We start from the raw sequence: 18,874 nt of genomic DNA on the forward strand, positions 1-18,874 counted from the left end.
TTTCAAGCGGAAAGCGGCTGTTTCAATAGGAAACACTTACCTTAGCTTTCGCGTTTTTTTCTATGCTATTCTTGATAAAGATTAAGGATATTCACATGGCAAGAAAGGTGATTGATGTGAGAATTGTGAACGCAGCGACTGACGGACAAGAAAGCGCGATACAAGAGCTTTCCTCTGAATTGTTTCAAAATGTCTTTCCTCTTTATTTCTCCGAACTGGAAATTCAGCGCTTTAAAAAAAGGGGCGTATTATCATTACAAAACCAACGTTACCAAGGAACTTTAAAAGAAGCGTTTCAAATTATGGCTTGTCTGCAAACGGTACATATCATGCTGTCAAAGCCGCACCCGGTATATGACGTCAAAGAGCGGGCGCTGTTTGATAAAAATTGCGCTTTGCTGAATGAATGCGGAATGAATTTTCCCTTTACCTATGATGATTTCGAGACAGGGGCCGGATCAGAAGCCTGCGGTCACAGAAGGCTGATCTGACGGGTATAAAGAGCCTTTTAACAGGCTCTTTTTTGCTTCCTTGACATGATACCACAATTTCTTTCCTCTAACTCCCTTTATAATGAGACAAATCCCCGAGCATAATAAATGTCGAAAGGGGTGCTTTACAATGAGTTCAATCAAACAATCAATGACTACCCACGTGGCTACCGTTTCTCCCAATCAAACGATTCAGGAAGCGGCTGCGCTGATGCACCAGCATAATGTCGGAGCAATTCCCGTCGTTGACGGAGGGGAATTAAAAGGAATGCTGACAGACCGTGATATCGCATTGAGAACAACGGCTCAAGGCCGCGACGGCCAAACACCTGTTTCACACGTGATGTCTTCTACAGTTGTATCCGGAAACCCGGAAATGAGTCTTGAAGAGGCGTCACATCTGATGGCCCAACACCAAATCCGCCGCCTTCCCATTGTCGATCAAAATCATCTGGTCGGGATCGTTGCGCTTGGAGACTTAGCGGTCGATCAGCGTTCAAATGAGTCTGCGGGAGCAGCTCTTTCCAATATTTCCAGTCAAAACACACAGTAACGGATGAAGAGAGCTTGCACTCATGCAGGCTCTTCTTTCCGTCAGAATGTTACATTTTGAACGCGAAAGAAATTCACGGTATAGTGTATACATAGGTCAGTACGTTTAGCTAAAGGAGCTGTAACCATTGATAAAAGCATTAATCTTTGATTTTGACGGGTTAATTTTAGATACAGAAACCCATGAATATGAAGTGCTGCAGGAAATGTTTGAAGAACACGGTTCAACATTGCCTTTATCCGTCTGGGGAAAGGTGATCGGAACGGCCGCGGGGTTTAAGCCATTCGCATATTTAGAGGAGCAGCTGGGAAGAAAGCTCGATCATGATGAACTGACGGCGATCAGGCGCGGGCGCTTCGAACAGCGGATGAAGACGGAAACGGCGCGCCCCGGGGTGGAGGCTTATTTAGCCGCGGCAAAAGAATTAGGATTGAAAGTGGGGCTCGCGTCCAGCTCAGATTTTAAATGGGTATCGGGCCATCTGAAGGAATTAGGCCTGTTTGATGAATTTGAAGTGATTCAGACGGCTGACGACGTAGAAGAAGTGAAGCCGAATCCGGAGCTCTATCTGAAAGCTGCGGAACATTTAGGCGTTGAACCATCTGAATGTCTGGCTTTTGAGGATTCGGTCAACGGCTCAATCGCAGCCAAACGTGCCGGCATGAAATGTGTCATCGTCCCGAATAAGGTAACAAGCGCCCTGTTATTTGAAGAATACGATCACAGACTGGAATCGATGGCGGAAATGGAACTTGAATTACTCTTACAGCGATTGAACGATCAAAACGAACCGGCAGGGGGAAGCAGCATTGTCTGAGAAACTTGATCTGACCCGTTTTGAAAAGAAAATGGTCATACGGAATATGGAAGAGAAAGATATCAACAAAATTATTGAGCTGCAAAAGGATTGTTTTCCGGGGATGGAGCCGTGGGAGCCTGAGCATTTAATCAGCCATCTCGCGCACTTTCCGGAAGGTCAGTTTTGCGCCGAGTATGAAGGGGAAATTATCGGTTCATGCTCAAGCCTGATCATCAATTTCGATGAATATGATGACCGCCACACGTGGCAGGACATTACAGACGACGGTTATATCACGAACCACAACCCGGACGGATTGAATCTGTACGGGATTGAGGTAATGGTTCACCCGGAATACAGACGGATGAAAATCGGACACCGGCTGTATGAGGCGAGAAAAGACTTGGCGAGACGATTGAATCTGAAAAGCATCATTATCGGCGGGCGGATTCCGAATTATCATAAGTATGCGGAAGAAATGACGGCGAGAGCCTATGTCGAACAGGTGACGCGCCATCAGATTTATGATCCGGTGCTTTCTTTCCAGCTGATGAACGGATTTACGCTCATGCGGATCAATCCGAATTATCTCCCGGATGACACCGCGTCCATTAAATATGCGACATTAATGGAATGGAACAATGTCGATTACCTGCCGCAGTCGAAGCGCTATTACAAATCGGCATTTCCGGTGCGCATCTGCGTCATTCAATATGAAATGAAAAAGATTTACTCCTTCGAGGAATTTGCCAATCAGGTTGAATATTATGTCGATGTGGCTTCCGATGCGAGATCTGATTTCGCGGTGTTCCCGGAGATTTTCACGACGCAGCTCATGTCATTTCTCGAGGAGCGTTCTCCGAGTCTGGCCATTCAGAGGATTACCGAATATACCGAGGACTATATCAGCCTCTTTACAGATCTCGCGGTGAAATATAATGTCAACATCATCGGCGGCTCCCACTTCGTTGAAGAAGAGGGGAAAATTTATAACATCGCCTACTTATTCAGACGTGACGGCACGATTGAAAAACAATATAAGCTTCACATTACGCCGAATGAGCGGAAATGGTGGGGCATCAGCGCCGGAGACAGGGTGCGCGTATTTGATACGGACTGCGGAAAGATCGCCATTCAGATCTGTTACGATATCGAATTTCCGGAGCTTGCGAGAATTGCCGCGGATCAAGGAGCGAAAATTATCTTTACGCCGTTCTGCACTGAAGACCGCCAAGGCTACTTGCGCGTAAGGTACTGCTCTCAGGCGAGAGCGGTTGAAAACCAAATTTACACCGTCATCTCAGGTACGGTCGGAAACCTGCCGCAAACAGAAAATATGGATATTCAATACGCGCAGTCAGCCATTTTTGCTCCGTCGGATTTTGAATTTGCCAGAGACGGAATCGTCGGTGAAACGAATCCGAATATCGAAATGGTCGTGATCGGGGACGTGGACCTTGAAATCTTAAGAAGGCAGCGTGAAAACGGAACCGTGCGCCAGCTGAAAGACCGGCGCAAAGACATTTACCGGATTACGCATCTTAAATAAAAAACGCCCGCTCCGCTTAAGGGGCGGGTTTTTTTATAAAAACACTTGCGCCGGCCCCGGTTTCGGGATATGCTCTTGTAGCTCTTTCGCTTTCTGGGAGAAAGCGTTTTTTTAATTGCCGCCGCTTTATTGACTCGCCCATGCCGCGCCTTTATATTCTTATTAAGAGGAAAACTTCACCAAGAGAATCGGCGTCAGAAGCCGGGCAGCTTTCGATACAGTGCAATGATATTGAAAGGGAGATGAGCGGTGTGGAACATATACAAAAAAATCAGTCACTCAAACAAAAGGATAAAGAGCTGATTTGGCACGCGATGAAAGGGGCGGAGCCGGATGACAGCATAATCGTTCAAAAAGGGGAAGGCGCCTGGGTTACGGATATTGACGGCAGACGGTATTTGGACGGCATGTCAGGCCTGTGGTGCGTCAATATCGGATACGGGAGAAAGGAGCTTGCCGATGCGGCTTACAGCCAATTGAAGGAGCTTCCTTATTATCCGCTGACCCAAAGCCATCAACCCGCGATTGAGCTTGCGGAAAAACTGAATGAATGGCTCGGCGGCGATTATGTAATCTTCTTTTCCAACAGCGGATCGGAAGCAAATGAAACCGCGTTCAAAATTGCCCGCCAATACCACATTGAAAACGGCGATCACAGCCGCTTCAAATTCATCTCCCGGTACAGAGGCTATCACGGCAATACGATGGGGGCGCTCGCCGCTACCGGCCAGGCGCAGAGAAAATATAAATATGAGCCGCTCTCACAAGGATTTTTGCATGCGGCGCCGCCTGATCTTTATCGGAATCCCGGAGATGCCGTCACATTGGAAAGCGCGCATGACATCGACCGGATCATGACGTGGGAGTTAAGCGAAACGATTGCCGGCGTTATTATGGAACCGATTATTACAGGCGGAGGGATACTGATGCCTCCGGACGGGTATATGGCAAAGGTAGAGGACATTTGCCGCCGCCACGGCGCGCTTCTGATCAGTGATGAAGTCATTTGCGGTTTCGGCCGCACGGGAGAGCCGTTCGGATTTCAGCATTACGGCGTTTCACCGGACATCGTCACAATGGCAAAAGGCATTACGAGCGCTTATCTGCCGCTGTCGGCAACGGCAGTAAAACGGGAGATTTTTGAGGCGTATTCGGGCGGTGAGCCGTACGGCCGCTTCCGGCACGTGAATACATTCGGAGGCAATCCGGCAGCCTGCGCCCTGGCCTTGAAAAACCTGCAATTGATGGAGGACGAAAATCTGATCGCCCGCTCCCGGGAGCTTGGAGAAAGGCTGCTCCGTGAGCTTGAGCCGCTCAGAGAACATCCGGCGGTCGGAGATGTACGGGGCAAGGGCCTTCTTGCCGGCATTGAGCTCGTCAAGGACAAAGTCACGAAGGAACCCGCTGATGCCGCCCTTGTGCAGCACGTCATCACCGCCTGCAGAGAAAAAGGCCTGCTTGTCGGGAAAAATGGCGATACTGTAGCGGGATATAATAATGTCATTCAGCTGTCTCCGCCTTTTTGCCTGTCGGACGAGGAGCTCTCTTTCATCATTTCGACCGTCAAGGAAAGCGTGCTGAGCATTGATTTTTAATGTAAAGGAGTAAAACATGAGTTTTCACAACCAGCAGATTCTACCGGCAATCCGGAACATGAAGCAATTCGATGCATTTTTAGAAAGTCCGTTCTTATACGGCGTCATTTTAGATATCCACCTCGGTCAATTAAAAGGTGTCGTGAATGAAGCGAAAAAACACGGAAAACTTCTGATGGTTCACGTCGATTTAATTCACGGCATTAAGCATGACGAATACGGTGCGGAGTTTATTTGTCAGGATATCCGGCCCGCGGGTATCATTTCGACGAGATCATCAGTCATCGTCAAAGCGAAACAAAAGAAAATATACGCGATCCAGCGTCTGTTTCTCTTGGATACGAGCGCCATGGAGAAAAGCATGGAATTCGTCGGAAAGCATAAGCCTGACTTTATCGAGGTTCTCCCGGGCATCGTTCCGACTTTAATCAGAGAAATTAAAGAAATGACGGGGATTCCGATTTTTGCCGGCGGCTTCATCCGCACGGAGCAGGACGTTGAAAACGCCTTGCAGGCAGGAGCCACGGCCGTGACGACTTCAGACACCGAACTATGGGCTAAATATGAACATTCTATGACAAAAAAAGATTGACACCGCTTACACCCATTGTTACAATAGACCTAGGTTAATACTATGTGATGGAGACCCGGAGACCCACAACAGCTCTTTACGGAAGCAATAAAGCGTAAAGCGGTTTGTTGTGGGTTTTTTATTCTCTATAACTCTGTCAAACCTGCTATTTTGTCATTTAGGAGGAATGATGATGACAGCATTTTGGGGAGAAGTAATCGGTACAATGCTGCTTGTTATTTTCGGCGGCGGCGTTTGTGCGGGAGTCAATTTAAAGAAATCGCTTTCATACCAATCCGGATGGATTGTTATTGTATTCGGCTGGGGATTGGGAGTAGCCATGGCGGCATATGCCGTCGGCAGCATCAGCGGCGCCCACTTGAATCCGGCTTTAACGATAGGCCTTGCGCTTGAAGGCAGCTTTCCTTGGAAAGAGGTCCCTGTTTATATTGCGGGACAGATGATCGGAGCAATGATCGGTGCGGTTGTTGTGTACCTTCATTATCTGCCGCATTGGAAGGCGACGGATGATCCGGCCGCTAAACTGGGCGTTTTCTCGACCGGCCCGAGTATTCCTCATACATTTGGGAATATGATAAGTGAAGTCATTGGTACGTTTGTGCTTGTGCTCGGCATTTTGGCAATCGGAGCGAATGAATTTACAAAAGGGCTGAACCCGCTGATTGTCGGATTCCTCATCGTTGCCATCGGGATTTCTCTTGGAGGGACGACCGGATATGCGATCAACCCTGCGCGGGATTTGGGGCCGAGAATCGCTCACGCCTTTCTGCCGATTCCGAAAAAAGGGCCGTCAAATTGGAAATATGCCTGGATTCCCGTAGTCGGTCCGATCATGGGCGGTGCGTTCGGCGGCGTATTTTACAATGCCGCGTTTAAAGGAAATGTGACACCTAGCTTTTGGTTTGTAAGCGTTATAATGGTTGTAGTGCTTTTCATACTCTATATTTATACCAAGAAATCTCAATCACGGAAAATATTATCAAATTCTGAATATATTTAAAAAGGAGAGCGGCATCATGGAGACCTATATTTTATCAATTGACCAAGGCACAACAAGTTCAAGAGCGATTCTTTTTAATAAAGAAGGGAAAATCGTGCATTCCGCTCAAAAGGAATTCACACAGCATTTCCCTCAGCCGGGCTGGGTGGAGCACAATGCGAACGAAATCTGGGGATCGGTGCTCGCCGTTATCGCGACTGTGATCTCCGAGTCCGGAATCAGCGCTGATCAAATTGCCGGCATCGGCATCACGAATCAAAGGGAAACGACGGTCGTATGGGATAAAGATACCGGAAAGCCGGTATACAATGCGATTGTGTGGCAATCGAGACAAACATCCGGCATTTGCGAAGAGCTTCGTGAAAAAGGATATAATGATACATTCAGAGAAAAAACGGGACTTTTGATCGACCCTTATTTCTCAGGAACGAAAGTCAAATGGATTCTTGACAATGTAGAAGGCGCGCGGGAAAAAGCGGAAAACGGAAATCTTCTGTTCGGAACGATTGATTCATGGCTCATCTGGAAAATGTCCGGAGGGGCGGCGCACGTAACGGATTATTCCAACGCTTCAAGAACGCTGATGTTTAATATTCATGAATTAAAATGGGATGACGAGCTGCTTGATATTTTAGGCGTGCCGAAATCAATGCTGCCGGAAGTGAAACCGTCTTCTCATGTGTACGCGAAAACGGTTGATTATCATTTCTTCGGTAAAAACATTCCGATTGCGGGAGCGGCGGGAGACCAGCAGTCAGCGCTGTTCGGCCAGGCGTGCTTTGAAGAAGGCATGGGGAAAAACACATACGGCACAGGCTGCTTTATGCTGATGAATACCGGAGAAAAAGCCATCACTTCTGATCACGGCCTTCTGACGACAATCGCCTGGGGATTAGACGGAAAAGTCGAGTATGCACTGGAAGGAAGCATCTTTGTCGCAGGTTCTGCCATCCAATGGCTGAGAGACGGCATGCGGATGTTCCAGGATTCAAAAGAAAGCGAGACATACGCAGAGCGTGTGGATTCCGCTGACGGTGTTTATGTCGTGCCCGCTTTCGTCGGATTAGGCACACCGTACTGGGACAGTGACGTGCGCGGCTCAGTTTTCGGCCTGACACGCGGAACGACGAAGGAGCATTTTATCCGGGCTACGCTTGAATCTCTCGCTTATCAGGCGAAAGATGTACTTGATGCCATGGAGGCTGATTCAGGCATCTCTTTAAAAACATTGCGTGTAGACGGCGGAGCGGTAAAAAATAACTTCCTCATGCAGTTCCAAAGCGACTTGCTTGATGTGCCGGTCGAACGTCCGGAAATTAATGAAACGACGGCGCTCGGTGCCGCATATTTGGCCGGAATCGCTGTCGGCTACTGGAAGGACAGCACTGAAATCGCCGATCAGTGGAACCTTGATAAGCAATTCAAACCGGAAATGGAAGATGAAAAACGCGATGAATTGTACGGCGGATGGAAAAAAGCAGTAAATGCAGCTATGGCTTTTAAATAAGATAAAAATGTGGTATACTGAAAACAAGTTAATAGGAACGGTCCTGAGATGAGGAGAGACCACAGCACCAAAGTGATAACTGCGCTTTGGCTGTTGTGGTCTCTTTTTCTATACCGTGACAACAAGGAGGAAACGTAATGATGAATCACCAATTTTCAAGTTTGGAACGGGATCATATGCTGGAAGACATGACTAAAAAAACATACGATCTGTTTATTATAGGCGGAGGTATTACGGGTGCCGGTACGGCGCTTGACGCAGCTTCAAGGGGAATGAAAGTCGCTTTGAGCGAAATGCAGGATTTCGCGGCCGGCACATCAAGCCGATCCACAAAGCTTGTCCACGGCGGTTTGCGTTATCTGAAGCAATTTGAAGTCAAAATGGTTGCAGAAGTCGGTAAGGAACGTGCCATCGTGTACGAAAACGGCCCGCACGTCACGACGCCGGAATGGATGCTGCTGCCGTTTCATAAAGGCGGCACGTTCGGTTCATTCTCTACTTCCATCGGCCTGCGTGTGTATGACTATTTAGCGGGAGTAAAAAAATCAGAGCGCAGAAGCATGCTGTCTGCTAAAGAAACGCTGCAAAAAGAGCCGCTCGTCAAAAAAGACGGCTTAAAAGGCGGAGGCTATTATGTAGAGTACCGGACGGACGATGCGAGACTGACGATTGAAGTCATGAAAGAAGCCGTTAAATTCGGTGCGGAGCCTGTCAACTACTCTAAAGTGAAAGAACTGCTTTATGAAAAAGGAAAAGTTGTCGGCGTTTTAATTGAAGATCTGCTGTCAGGCAAGGAATACAAAGTTTACGCCAAAAAAATCGTCAATGCGACAGGTCCGTGGGTCGACGAGCTGAGAGAAAAAGACCACAGTAAAAGCGGAAAACATCTTCAGCACACAAAAGGGGTCCATCTTGTATTCGACCAATCCGTATTCCCGCTTAAACAGGCGGTGTACTTTGATACGCCGGACGGCCGGATGGTGTTCGCCATTCCGCGTGAAGGAAAAACATACGTGGGTACGACCGATACGGTTTACAAACAAAAACTTGAGCATCCGCGCATGACGGTGCAGGATCGCGATTATGTCGTCAGCTCCATCAATTATATGTTCCCGGAACTGAACATTACGGCGGACGATATTGAATCAAGCTGGGCCGGCCTCAGACCGCTTATTCACGAAGAAGGGAAAGACCCGTCTGAGATCTCCCGTAAAGATGAAATCTGGACATCTCAATCAGGCCTGATTACGATCGCCGGAGGAAAACTGACGGGCTACCGTAAAATGGCTGAGCACATTGTCGATCTTGTCCGCGACCGCTTGAAAGAAGAGGGCGGCCAGGACTTCGGCGGCTGCAAAACGAAGACGATGCCGATTTCCGGCGGACATGTCGGCGGCTCTAAAAACTTCGAGTCATTTGTGGAAGCAAAGACAAAAGACGGCTTGAAAATCGGTTTATCACAGGAAACCGCTAAGCAGTTAGCCATCAGATACGGCTCTAACGTTGAAAATGTATTCAGCCGGATTGAAGGTCTGAAAGACGAAGCGGAAAAACGCCAGATTCCGGTTCACATTCTGGCTGAAGCGGCTTACAGCATCGAAGAAGAAATGGCTGCGACACCTGCCGATTTCTTCGTCCGCAGAACGGGAAGACTGTTCTTCGACATCAAATGGGTGCAAACGTATAAAACGGCCGTGATTGATTACATGAGCGACCGATTCCAATGGAATGACGCAACGAAAGAAAAACACACTGAGTGGTTAAATACGCTGCTGCACGACGCGGTTGTTCCGCTCGAACAATAATAACCGGAGGGCTGTGCCGAAAAGGCATGAGCCCTTCTTTTATCTTCTTACATAAAGCATTTGGTTAGGTTATCAAGTGACACGGGCAGCCGATTCATATTAAAATATGGTCATAAGCTGAAATTATAGGAGGACGAACATGAGTTGGAGTAAGAGCTACGAACGCTGGAATCAGGCCGAACAATTAGATTCAGAATTGAAAAAATTATTGGCGGACGCAGAAGGAAACGAGCAGCTGCTGGAAGATTTTTTCTACAAAAATCTTGAGTTCGGAACAGGAGGCATGAGAGGAGAAATCGGGCCGGGTACGAACAGGATGAATATTTACACGGTCCGCAAAGCATCCGCCGGACTTGCGGCGTATATCGAAAAACAGGGAGAAGACGCGAAAAAAAGAGGGGTTGCGATCGCATACGACTCCCGTCATAAATCTCCTGAGTTTGCGATGGAAGCTGCAAAAACCCTTGCTTCCCAAGGCATTCAAACATACGTATTTGATGAGCTCCGCCCGACGCCTGAGCTGTCTTTTGCGGTGAGAAAGCTGAACGCTTATGCCGGTATCGTCGTGACGGCCAGCCATAACCCGCCTGAATATAACGGATATAAAGTGTATGGCGATGACGGCGCACAGCTGCCGCCGAAAGAAGCGGACATCGTCATTGCGGAAGTGAATGCCATAGAAAATGAATTAACGATTCAAGTTGAAGATGAACAGTCGCTGAAAGAAAAAGGTTTGATTAAAATAATCGGTGAAGAAATTGATAAACCGTATACTGAAAAACTGACTTCCATCTCCGTACATCCCGAGCTTTCGGATGAAGTGGATGTCAGCGTCGTGTTCACTCCGCTGCACGGAACGGCAAATAAACCGGTGCGCCGCGGTCTTGAAGCACTCGGTTACAAAAACGTCACCGTCGTAAAGGAGCAAGAGCTGCCGGACCCGGATTTTTCAACCGTCAAATCGCCGAATCCGGAAGAGCACGCGGCATTCGAATATGCCATTAAACTCGGAGAAGAACAAAATGCCGATATTCTCGTCGCTACGGACCCGGATGCCGACCGTCTCGGCATTGCCGTAAAAAACAGCGAAGGCAAGTACACAGTGCTGACGGGAAATCAGACAGGCGCGCTTTTATTGCATTACCTGCTTTCCGAGAAGAAAAAACAGGGCACCCTTCCTGAAAACGGTGTCGTCATGAAAACGATTGTCACGAGCGAATTGGGCCGCGCTGTCGCTTCATCGTTCGGGTTAGATACGATTGACACGCTGACAGGCTTCAAATTTATCGGTGAAAAGATCAAAGAATATGAAAAATCAGGCCAATACACGTTCCAGTTCGGCTATGAAGAAAGCTACGGCTACTTAATCGGCGATTTCGCGCGTGACAAAGACGCGATCCAGGCTGCGCTGTTAGCCGTCGAGGTATGCGCCTTTTATAAAAAGCAGGGCATGTCGCTTTATGACGCGCTGCTGTCCATTTTTAAAGAATACGGTTATTACCGTGAAGGCTTGAAGTCATTGACGTTAAAAGGAAAACAGGGAGCAGAGCAGATTTCCGCTATCCTGACTTCCTTCCGAAACGATCCGCCGAAGCAGATGGCCGGAAAACAAATCACGCAGGCTGAAGACTATTCAACGGGAAAACGGACTGTATTTGCCGATCATCGTGAAGAAGATATTGATCTTCCGAAGTCAAATGTCCTGAAATATTTCCTTGAAGACGGCTCTTGGTTCTGCCTTCGTCCATCGGGAACGGAGCCGAAAGTGAAGTTCTATTTCGCCGTGAAGGGAACTTCTTTACAAGACAGCGAACAGCGTCTTGCCGCATTATCTGAAGCCGTCATGAAAACGGTGGATGGCATAGTGGAAAATACGAAATAAACAACAAACCGCCGGAAGCGACATCCGGCGGTTTTTTTTACGTCTCATCCGAAAGTATGAGGAAAATTCATGCTGAAAACAAAGGAATATACAGAAAAGAATTGATATAATATGGATAATTCTGATTGGCCGGAGTGAGGGAAATTGACGAAAACGACGGTAGAAACGTTAAAAACGTTAAAAGCGATTGCGGAAACCTTAAACCAAAGCCACGATTTAAAGGAAGCGCTTGATAAAGTGCTCCGCGAACTGCTCAGCCTGACCGGGCTGCAGACAGGGTGGATTTTTCTGATTGAGCCGGACGGGTCTTATACGCTCGCCGCATCCGCTTATTTACCGCCGGCTCTCGGTCAGCGGGAAAATGCACTCATGTGCAGCGGGGAATGCTATTGTCTGACCAAATTCAGCAATGGCGGATTGACAAAAGCCGTAAACATAATGAATTGTAAACGGATTGAATTTGCGGAACAGACGACGAACTGCCGCGATACGGAGGGCATTACCCATCATGCGACCGTACCGCTTGAGGACGGCGGCCGGAAGTTCGGTTTATTAAACGTCGCCGCAAGCGAAAAGACATTTTTCAACGAAGAAGAACTGCATCTGCTTGAAGCGGTTGCATTTCAAATCGGAACGGCGATTCAGCGGATGAAATTGGCCGAATTTGAGCAGCAGAACGCCCTGTTGATGGAACGAAGCAGACTTGCGCAAGAGCTGCATGATTCCGTCAATCAGATGCTGTTTTCTGTCAGCTTAACGGCAAAAGCCGCAAAGAGCTTTACAGATGATGATCGGCTCCGGCAGATGATTACGTTTATTCAAGAGCTGTCTCAGGATGCGCTAACAGAAATGAGGGCGCTTATTTGGCAGCTGAAGCCGGAAAGTTTGACGAAAGGGCTGTATGCGTCGATCAAAAGCTATGCCGCTCTCATCGGCCTGGAAGCCGTTTGTGAAATGGAGGATGATCTGGAGCTTACGGATGAACAGGAACACGCGCTTTGGCGGATCGCCCAGGAAGCCTTGAATAACTGTAAAAAGCATGCGGGAACGGACCGGGTTATCATTTCCGCCGTTAAAAAGCCGGATTGCGCTGAGCTTCACATCAGCGACCGTGGAGCGGGCTTCAGCGCTGATGCGCACGCTGTGCTCCCATCGCTCGGCGTGGCCGGCATGAAAGCGCGGGCTGAAGCGATCGGAGGCCGCTTTACACTGCAATCCGAGCTTGGCGCCGGAACGATTGTCTCCGTTCGGCTTCCGTTTCGGGACAGGAGGTCTGATTGATGAAAATTGTGATTGCTGATGATCATCACGTTGTCCGCAAAGGACTGCGCTATTTCTTCGCCACTCAGGAAGACATTGAAGTTGTCGGTGAGGCATCCACCGGTGCTGAAGCGCTTCAGCAAGCTGAAAAGACGGAGCCGGACATCATTCTGATGGATTTATCAATGCCTGATATGGACGGCATAGAAGCGGCAAAAATTGCGGCTGAACGATTTCCGGACATCAGTATCGTCGTTTTGACGAGCTATTCTGATCAGGAGCATGTCATTCCCGCTCTTAAAGCCGGCGCAAAAGCGTATCAGCTGAAAGACGCCCAGCCCGATGATATAGTGAAAACGCTCCGGGAAGTGTATTCCGGACGTTACCGGCTGTCGGCGGATATTGTGCCTCACGTGCTGACCCATATGGTTCAGGATGATCAGGATAAGGAAAAATATTATCAGCTGACCCCCCGTGAAAAAGATGTTCTTCAAGAAATAGCCAAAGGAAAAAGCAATAAGGAAATTGCGGCGGCACTGTGTATTTCTGAAAAAACAGTGAAGACCCACGTATCCAACCTGCTGTCAAAGCTGAATCTTTCCGATCGGACGCAGGCGGCATTGTATGCGGTAAAATATAATGTTTTTGGAAAGGCGGTAAAATTATGAGCATATTAGTGATCAGCGGAACACCGAGAAAAAACGGGCGGACTAGAATTGCCGCATCTTATATCAGAGATCGGTTTCATACCGATTTTATTGATTTGAGCGAAAGTGAACTGCCGCTTTATAACGGTGAAGAAGAACAGAACGAGCTGCCTTCAGTGCAAGCGTTAAGGCGGCAGGTGAAAAAGTCGGCGGCCGTCGTCTTATTATCTCCCGAGTATCACAGCGGCATGAGCGGCGCTTTAAAAAACGCCATCGATTTTTTAAGCAGCGATCACTGGGCATACAAACCGGTGGCAATCATTGCCGCGGCGGGCGGAGGAAAAGGAGGCATGAACGCGCTGGCGAATATGCGGACGGTCATGCGGGGCGTCTATGCAAATGTCATCCCGAAACAGCTGGTCTTAGACCCGATTCACATCGACATGGAGCGCCGGACCGTATCTGAGGATATGGCGGTCAGCCTGAAAGACATGATTGAAGAGCTGAATATGTTCACAAACACAGGAAATCCCGGCGTCTGACGCCGGGATTGTTTTATGTCAGCATGGCTAATTGATCTTCATAAGCGAGCTCTGTCGCATGATCAATATACCCGAGAAGAGAATACAGCTCTTTTTCAAGCACCGCATGATCATATTCGAAATGATACGCGTGCAGAAAGTGCTCAATACGCTTTGATAATAAATCATCTTTTGTACGAACCATCAAAATTAATAAATTGTCCCATTGAGACCGGTGTGTGTAATACAAGGCTTTGTCATAATCGGCATGATCCATCTTACGCTTCTCCTTTCAATGAGAAGTTCTCCGTTAGTTTATGCCGTCGAAGCCCGGATGCAACGGGGGAAAAGTTGGTGTCCTTATCACTGCGGCATAGCAATATGAGGGAGACATAAAATAAAACCGCATATCCGTCTCTTCTTTGGACACGCTAAGATTGACAAAAAACGACTCAGGAGAACATAAAGATGAAATCTCTTCCATTTGCGCTTGCCCTCTTGTTTTGCGGCATTCTCATTGCCTCGATCGCTGAAAAAGGGCATACAGAACACCTTGATCCATCAGTTGAAAAATGGGAGCAGCTCGCATGGAACCAGCTTGAACGTGAATACAAGGGGGCCGAGCTTACCGATTATTCGTACATGGGCCGTACAAAAGTGAACCGGGAACAAACGAAAGATGTGTTTCGCGTAACGGTGCAAACAGCAAAAGAAACGTTTTCATCCCGTGCTGAAGTGTATTTCCATCCCGTAACAAAACACGTGATCAGCATTAATATTTTCAGACTGTAAAAAAAGCTGCACAGCCTAATTGAGGCCGTACAGCTTGTCAGATATCAGAAGAAGCGTTTTGCGCCGAGGTAGCGCTGTTTCCAATAGGAATTGTTCATGCTGGAAATAACGACACCCGAATCGTTGGCATTAATAAACTGGCCGTTCCCGAGATAAATACCGACGTGGGAAGGTCCGGCTTTATAAGTTGAGAAAAAGACAAAGTCACCGACCGCCGGCTGGCTGACTGATGTCATCGTATTCCAGTAGCCTGCGGCTGAAAGTCTGGATACAGAAGTGACCTTATTGAGAACGTAATAAATGAAACCGCTGCAGTCAAAGCCTCTCGGCGTTGTCCCGCCCCATACATACGGTACGCCCAGCTGAGCTTTTGCGGCATCGATCATTACATTAATCTTCGCGCTTGTTGAACCTGTGCCGCCTGTGTTGCCGGACTGATTCGGTGTCGTGTTTGTCTGCTGCCCGGTAATCGTCAGCTTTTGTCCGATTTGAAGAACATCTGTTTTCAGATTGTTTTTCTCGCGGATCTGCTGGGCGGTCACATTGAACTTTTGGGCGATCACCCATAAAGAATCCCCGCTTTTCACGGTATATGTAGTGGTTTTCCCTGTATCTCCGGACTGGTTCGGAGTTGACGGTGAAGTCGAAGAGCCGGAAGATGACGTTTTGGTCAGCTTAAGCACTTGTCCGACCCGCAGCATGTCTGACGTCAGTTTGTTGATGCTTCTGATTTGCTGAACCGTCATATTGTATGCGTTTGCGATTTTCCAGAGTGAGTCTCCGCTTTTTACTGTATAAGAGGACGTTTGCGTCTGGTTTTTATTTTGGTTTGAATTGTCTTTTGACGGCGTGTTTCCCGAAGAAGACGTTCCTTTTGTTTTCAGGACTTGGTTTACGTAGATCGTATCCGTTTTTAAGTTGTTTAATACTTTGAGTTCCGCAATGGTCATATTGACGCTGTTTGCGATCTTCCATAGGGAATCGCCGAGTTTTACTTTATACGTCCCGGAAGATGATGACTGATTTTTGCTGCTGTTTGAGCTGCTGCCAGGAGCGGTTTTTTTCTGATCGGTGCTTGAGGAAACTTTCCCCGTCACTTGCAGCTTCTGTCCGGCGCGGATTAAGTCGCTTGTCAAACCGTTCAATTTTTTCAGTTCCTGTACGGACATTTTAAAATCAGATGCGATCAGCCACAGCGAGTCGCCGCTTTTCACTGTATAAACGCTTTTAGTCGTGCCGCTGTTCTTTGAAGATGGCTTTTTGCTGCCGGAATCTGATTTGCCGTTAGGAATGTTGAGCGTCTGCCCGATAGAAAGAACGGTGGATTTTAGATGATTGGCTGATGTAATGGCATCCACGCTTGTATTGTAGTTTTGGGCAAGCTTCCATAATGAATCTCCGCTTTTAACCTTAATCGTTTGTGCTTCTGCCGGTGTTACAGCTAACGCAGACCCGACGATCGCAGATGCAGTCAAACCGACCGCTACCTTTTTTTTCATAGTGAATCTCCCTTTTCCTGCGATGATTTTACTATCCCCATTCGTTGCAGCCGCAAGGTGAGGATATCAGTAATGATAATCTTTATATCGGCACTTGTCTGCAATCGTTTATCATATTAATAGAAATAGTCCTTTTTTCTTATGCCGGCATAAAAAAAGAAGGAATGCGGACATTCCTTCAGCTTCTGAGCAGTCTCATAATCTCCTCTTTGTTTTTGACCAGATCCCTTAACGTATATTTGTCTAAAACGGCCAGGTAAGCTTGCAGGGCTTCATTCAGAAGGTTCTTTAAGTTGCAGGCGGGAGATATGATACAGAGATTTTTTTTGGAGTCAAAGCATTCTACGATGTTAAAGTCGTCTTCTGTATTTCGAACGACTTCTCCAATGTTTATGTCTTCCGGTGTCATTCCTAATCGAATTCCGCCTCCCCGGCCCCGGATCGTTTCGACATATCCGAGCTGTCCGAGGCGGTAAATGACTTTCATGAGGTGGTTTTTAGAGATGGAATAAGTATCTGCGATTTCTTTTATGTTGGAAAGTTCGTCGGAATGTCTGGAAGCCAAAAAAATCAAAACGCGTAAAGAATAATCGGTATAGTTCGTTAATTTCATAGAATGACCTCGAAAAAAGAGATTTTGCTTCTGTTACAGTCTATCATATATGAATTTAAAATGAAAAAAAAGGAATTTGCCCCTTTAACTCAAAAAAAAACGTGCGCTCCTTCTGAGCACACGTTTTTCTCGTTAAGACATCGGCGGATTACGATCGTCAGCCGATTGATGTTTTTCAATTTTGCGATCCAATTTTGCGAGATAACGGGAGGCGAATTCTTTTCCGCCAAGACCGAATGAAAGTCCGAAGGCAAGCGCGAAACCGCCCAGAATCAGAATAAACGCGGCATTTACGATCGTGTCGGCGACACCGAGCTGATCAAGCGCCATAAAGATTGAGAGAGTGATAATGGTATATTTCGCAAGCGGCGCCAGGAATCTGAATTCCTTTCCGCTCAGCATGCCGGCAAGCAGCCTGCTGACGAGCTGTCCGGCCAAAAGCCCGATTCCGAGAATAAATACAGCGGCCAGAACATTAGGCAGGTAAGCGATAATACCGGTTGCGATAACGACGAGAAATTCGAGATGGACAAGCTGCAGCGCCTCTGCGGTAAAGAGCAGGACGATGATGATCTGAACAATCATGCCGACCGTCTGAGAAAGCGTCAGCTTCGGGGTACCCGCCTGTTCAAAGCCCATTTTACCGAGAAGAGAGTCGAAACCGCCCCGGTGCAAGAGCCCGGATACAATGCTGTTGACCCATTTTCCGATCCAGATGCCGGCGATGATCAGCACAATACCGATGATGATACTAGGGAGCATTGTGAAGATCGTGTGCAGCATGGCTGACGCCGGTTCAGAAATACCCGCCACATCAAGCCGGTCAAGCGCAGAGATGATCACCGGAATGAAAATCAGCACGTAGACAATCGTTCCGATGATTGCCGACAGGCTTGTATCCTTCAGATAAATAGAAAGCCCCATACGTGCGGCAAGCCTTTCCGTGCCGATACTCGCCAGAAAGTTTGTGACGATATCACGGACGAGACGGGCAACAAGCCAGCCGATTAAAACAATCAGCGCCGCGGCGAATAATTTCGGTATAAAGGACAAAACGCTTTGGATCATATTTGTAAACGGCCCTGATACTCCGCTGATTTGGAGAGCGGCCAAGACGCCGGGCAGGAACAAGAGCAAGACGAAGTAAAAAACGATTCGTGAAGCGGCCGTAACAGATCTGCCCATCTCCGCTTCTTCAGACACCATTGTCCATTTTCTGAGCCGGCCGTTTTCAGCAAGTTTCATGCCCGCTTTTTTGACGAGATAGCTGAAAAGCGAAGCGGCCGCCCAGCCCAACAGCAGAATCAGGCCGGCTTTTAAAATGCTCGGCACAGCCGCCGTTATCGCTGACAGCATGCTGACAAAAGGCGAAGCCACGGTTGTCAGATGCAGAATGTTAAAGAATAGAATAAAAACGATGATTAATGCGATAAAATAAATGACTTTACTGATGACTTTTTCTGAGGAATAGCGCGCCGGCTTTTTTTCGGCGAACAGCCTGTCGTCGATTTTTGTTTTTTGCAGGCCTTTGTATACGGCTTTTTCAATGATTTTGGCAATGCCCCAGCCGATAAGCAGGACGAGCAGTGCAATGATCAGATTCGGGAGTTTGCTGAGATACGTCGTAAGCATGTCTGCTGTATTCAAGTAGAATCGCTCCTTTTCTTTTTGGGGTATGGTGTGTGTTTTACCCACTTACATATAAAGCAAACGGGGCGGATGTGCCGAAAGTTTTCAGCCGGAAACCGGTCTGTTATTTCATCTTTTGA

Annotated in this window: 18 protein-coding genes; 14 read left to right on the forward strand and 4 right to left on the reverse strand. The window is 47.7% G+C overall.

Annotation, left to right across the window (positions count from 1 at the left end):
• The first annotated feature begins 95 nt into the window (after positions 1-95).
• From J6600_RS04735 to J6600_RS04795, 13 genes are all read left to right on the forward strand, one after another.
• Positions 96-491: a DUF5365 family protein gene (locus tag J6600_RS04735; protein ID WP_007408448.1), complete on the forward strand. Its 396-nt coding sequence runs from the start codon at positions 96-98 to the stop codon at positions 489-491.
• A 130-nt stretch (positions 492-621) separates the two neighbouring features.
• The gene (locus J6600_RS04740; RefSeq protein ID WP_007610283.1) at positions 622-1,044 is read left to right on the forward strand and encodes a CBS domain-containing protein; all 423 of its coding nucleotides are present in this window, start codon (positions 622-624) and stop codon (positions 1,042-1,044) included.
• A gap of 127 nt (positions 1,045-1,171) precedes the next feature.
• The gene (locus tag J6600_RS04745; RefSeq protein WP_003155347.1) at positions 1,172-1,861 is read left to right on the forward strand and encodes an HAD family hydrolase; all 690 of its coding nucleotides are present in this window, start codon (positions 1,172-1,174) and stop codon (positions 1,859-1,861) included.
• Positions 1,854-3,392, forward strand: a complete 1,539-nt coding sequence (locus tag J6600_RS04750) for a bifunctional GNAT family N-acetyltransferase/carbon-nitrogen hydrolase family protein (RefSeq protein ID WP_003155346.1) — start codon at positions 1,854-1,856, stop codon at positions 3,390-3,392. The genes J6600_RS04745 and J6600_RS04750 overlap by 8 nt, the downstream gene beginning before the upstream one ends.
• A 242-nt stretch (positions 3,393-3,634) precedes the next feature.
• Positions 3,635-4,987, forward strand: a complete 1,353-nt coding sequence (locus J6600_RS04755) for an aspartate aminotransferase family protein (RefSeq protein WP_209388046.1) — start codon at positions 3,635-3,637, stop codon at positions 4,985-4,987.
• Between the two features lie 16 nt (positions 4,988-5,003).
• Positions 5,004-5,579: a glycerol-3-phosphate responsive antiterminator gene (locus tag J6600_RS04760; RefSeq protein ID WP_007610287.1), complete on the forward strand. Its 576-nt coding sequence runs from the start codon at positions 5,004-5,006 to the stop codon at positions 5,577-5,579.
• 172 nt (positions 5,580-5,751) lie between these two features.
• Entirely contained in the window at positions 5,752-6,579 is an 828-nt protein-coding gene (locus J6600_RS04765; RefSeq protein WP_021494903.1) for an MIP/aquaporin family protein, read from the forward strand.
• Positions 6,580-6,595: 16 nt separating this feature from the next.
• The gene (gene glpK / locus J6600_RS04770) at positions 6,596-8,086 is read left to right on the forward strand and encodes a glycerol kinase GlpK (protein WP_007610291.1); all 1,491 of its coding nucleotides are present in this window, start codon (positions 6,596-6,598) and stop codon (positions 8,084-8,086) included.
• A gap of 137 nt (positions 8,087-8,223) precedes the next feature.
• Positions 8,224-9,891: a glycerol-3-phosphate dehydrogenase gene (glpD, locus tag J6600_RS04775; protein ID WP_014417285.1), complete on the forward strand. Its 1,668-nt coding sequence runs from the start codon at positions 8,224-8,226 to the stop codon at positions 9,889-9,891.
• A gap of 139 nt (positions 9,892-10,030) precedes the next feature.
• Positions 10,031-11,773, forward strand: coding sequence for a phospho-sugar mutase (locus J6600_RS04780; protein ID WP_209388047.1), 1,743 nt, complete (start codon positions 10,031-10,033; stop codon positions 11,771-11,773).
• Between the two features lie 144 nt (positions 11,774-11,917).
• Positions 11,918-13,054, forward strand: coding sequence for a GAF domain-containing sensor histidine kinase (locus J6600_RS04785; RefSeq protein ID WP_209388048.1), 1,137 nt, complete (start codon positions 11,918-11,920; stop codon positions 13,052-13,054).
• Positions 13,054-13,701 (forward strand): response regulator, encoded by a 648-nt coding sequence (locus tag J6600_RS04790; RefSeq protein ID WP_209388049.1) that lies wholly within the window; start codon positions 13,054-13,056, stop codon positions 13,699-13,701. Before J6600_RS04785 ends, J6600_RS04790 begins: the two co-directional genes overlap by 1 nt.
• A complete protein-coding gene (locus J6600_RS04795) occupies positions 13,698-14,222 on the forward strand; it encodes an NADPH-dependent FMN reductase (protein ID WP_128496533.1) in 525 nt (174 codons plus the stop codon). Before J6600_RS04790 ends, J6600_RS04795 begins: the two co-directional genes overlap by 4 nt.
• 13 nt (positions 14,223-14,235) lie before the next feature.
• On the opposite strand, the gene J6600_RS04800 is transcribed toward J6600_RS04795, so the two are convergent.
• Positions 14,236-14,478, reverse strand: a complete 243-nt coding sequence (locus J6600_RS04800; RefSeq protein WP_003155335.1) for a YhdB family protein — start codon at positions 14,476-14,478, stop codon at positions 14,236-14,238.
• 191 nt (positions 14,479-14,669) lie between these two features.
• Between J6600_RS04800 and J6600_RS04805 the strand changes: the two genes are divergently transcribed.
• The gene (locus J6600_RS04805; protein WP_003155332.1) at positions 14,670-14,993 is read left to right on the forward strand and encodes a DUF3889 domain-containing protein; all 324 of its coding nucleotides are present in this window, start codon (positions 14,670-14,672) and stop codon (positions 14,991-14,993) included.
• A 44-nt stretch (positions 14,994-15,037) separates the two neighbouring features.
• Here the strand turns inward: J6600_RS04805 and lytF are convergent, their stop codons facing one another.
• The 3 genes from lytF to J6600_RS04820 all read right to left on the reverse strand — a co-directional run bounded on the left by lytF (position 15,038) and on the right by J6600_RS04820 (position 18,752).
• Positions 15,038-16,492: a peptidoglycan endopeptidase LytF gene (lytF, locus tag J6600_RS04810; protein ID WP_014417290.1), complete on the reverse strand. Its 1,455-nt coding sequence runs from the start codon at positions 16,490-16,492 to the stop codon at positions 15,038-15,040.
• Positions 16,493-16,670: 178 nt separating this feature from the next.
• A complete protein-coding gene (gene nsrR / locus J6600_RS04815) occupies positions 16,671-17,105 on the reverse strand; it encodes a nitric oxide-sensing transcriptional repressor NsrR (protein ID WP_007610306.1) in 435 nt (144 codons plus the stop codon).
• Positions 17,106-17,237: 132 nt separating this feature from the next.
• The gene (locus J6600_RS04820) at positions 17,238-18,752 is read right to left on the reverse strand and encodes a mechanosensitive ion channel (protein ID WP_209388050.1); all 1,515 of its coding nucleotides are present in this window, start codon (positions 18,750-18,752) and stop codon (positions 17,238-17,240) included.
• Positions 18,753-18,874 lie beyond the last annotated feature (122 nt).

This window comes from Bacillus sp. LJBV19, assembly GCF_017797845.1.
Classification (GTDB): domain Bacteria; phylum Bacillota; class Bacilli; order Bacillales; family Bacillaceae; genus Bacillus; species Bacillus velezensis.

Excerpts from the sequence above, each read along its gene's own strand:
- nsrR (WP_007610306.1), bottom strand. The coding sequence starts at position 17,105 with ATGAAATTAACGAACTATACCGATTATTCTTTACGCGTTTTGATTTTT.
- lytF (WP_014417290.1), bottom strand. The coding sequence starts at position 16,492 with ATGAAAAAAAAGGTAGCGGTCGGTTTGACTGCATCTGCGATCGTCGGG.
- J6600_RS04765 (WP_021494903.1), top strand. The coding sequence starts at position 5,752 with ATGACAGCATTTTGGGGAGAAGTAATCGGTACAATGCTGCTTGTTATT.
- J6600_RS04780 (WP_209388047.1), top strand. The coding sequence starts at position 10,031 with ATGAGTTGGAGTAAGAGCTACGAACGCTGGAATCAGGCCGAACAATTA.
- J6600_RS04735 (WP_007408448.1), top strand. The coding sequence starts at position 96 with ATGGCAAGAAAGGTGATTGATGTGAGAATTGTGAACGCAGCGACTGAC.
- glpK (WP_007610291.1), top strand. The coding sequence starts at position 6,596 with ATGGAGACCTATATTTTATCAATTGACCAAGGCACAACAAGTTCAAGA.
- J6600_RS04800 (WP_003155335.1), bottom strand. The coding sequence starts at position 14,478 with ATGGATCATGCCGATTATGACAAAGCCTTGTATTACACACACCGGTCT.
- glpD (WP_014417285.1), top strand. The coding sequence starts at position 8,224 with ATGATGAATCACCAATTTTCAAGTTTGGAACGGGATCATATGCTGGAA.
- J6600_RS04790 (WP_209388049.1), top strand. The coding sequence starts at position 13,054 with ATGAAAATTGTGATTGCTGATGATCATCACGTTGTCCGCAAAGGACTG.
- J6600_RS04740 (WP_007610283.1), top strand. The coding sequence starts at position 622 with ATGAGTTCAATCAAACAATCAATGACTACCCACGTGGCTACCGTTTCT.
- J6600_RS04760 (WP_007610287.1), top strand. The coding sequence starts at position 5,004 with ATGAGTTTTCACAACCAGCAGATTCTACCGGCAATCCGGAACATGAAG.
- J6600_RS04755 (WP_209388046.1), top strand. The coding sequence starts at position 3,635 with ATGAGCGGTGTGGAACATATACAAAAAAATCAGTCACTCAAACAAAAG.
- J6600_RS04795 (WP_128496533.1), top strand. The coding sequence starts at position 13,698 with ATGAGCATATTAGTGATCAGCGGAACACCGAGAAAAAACGGGCGGACT.
- J6600_RS04805 (WP_003155332.1), top strand. The coding sequence starts at position 14,670 with ATGAAATCTCTTCCATTTGCGCTTGCCCTCTTGTTTTGCGGCATTCTC.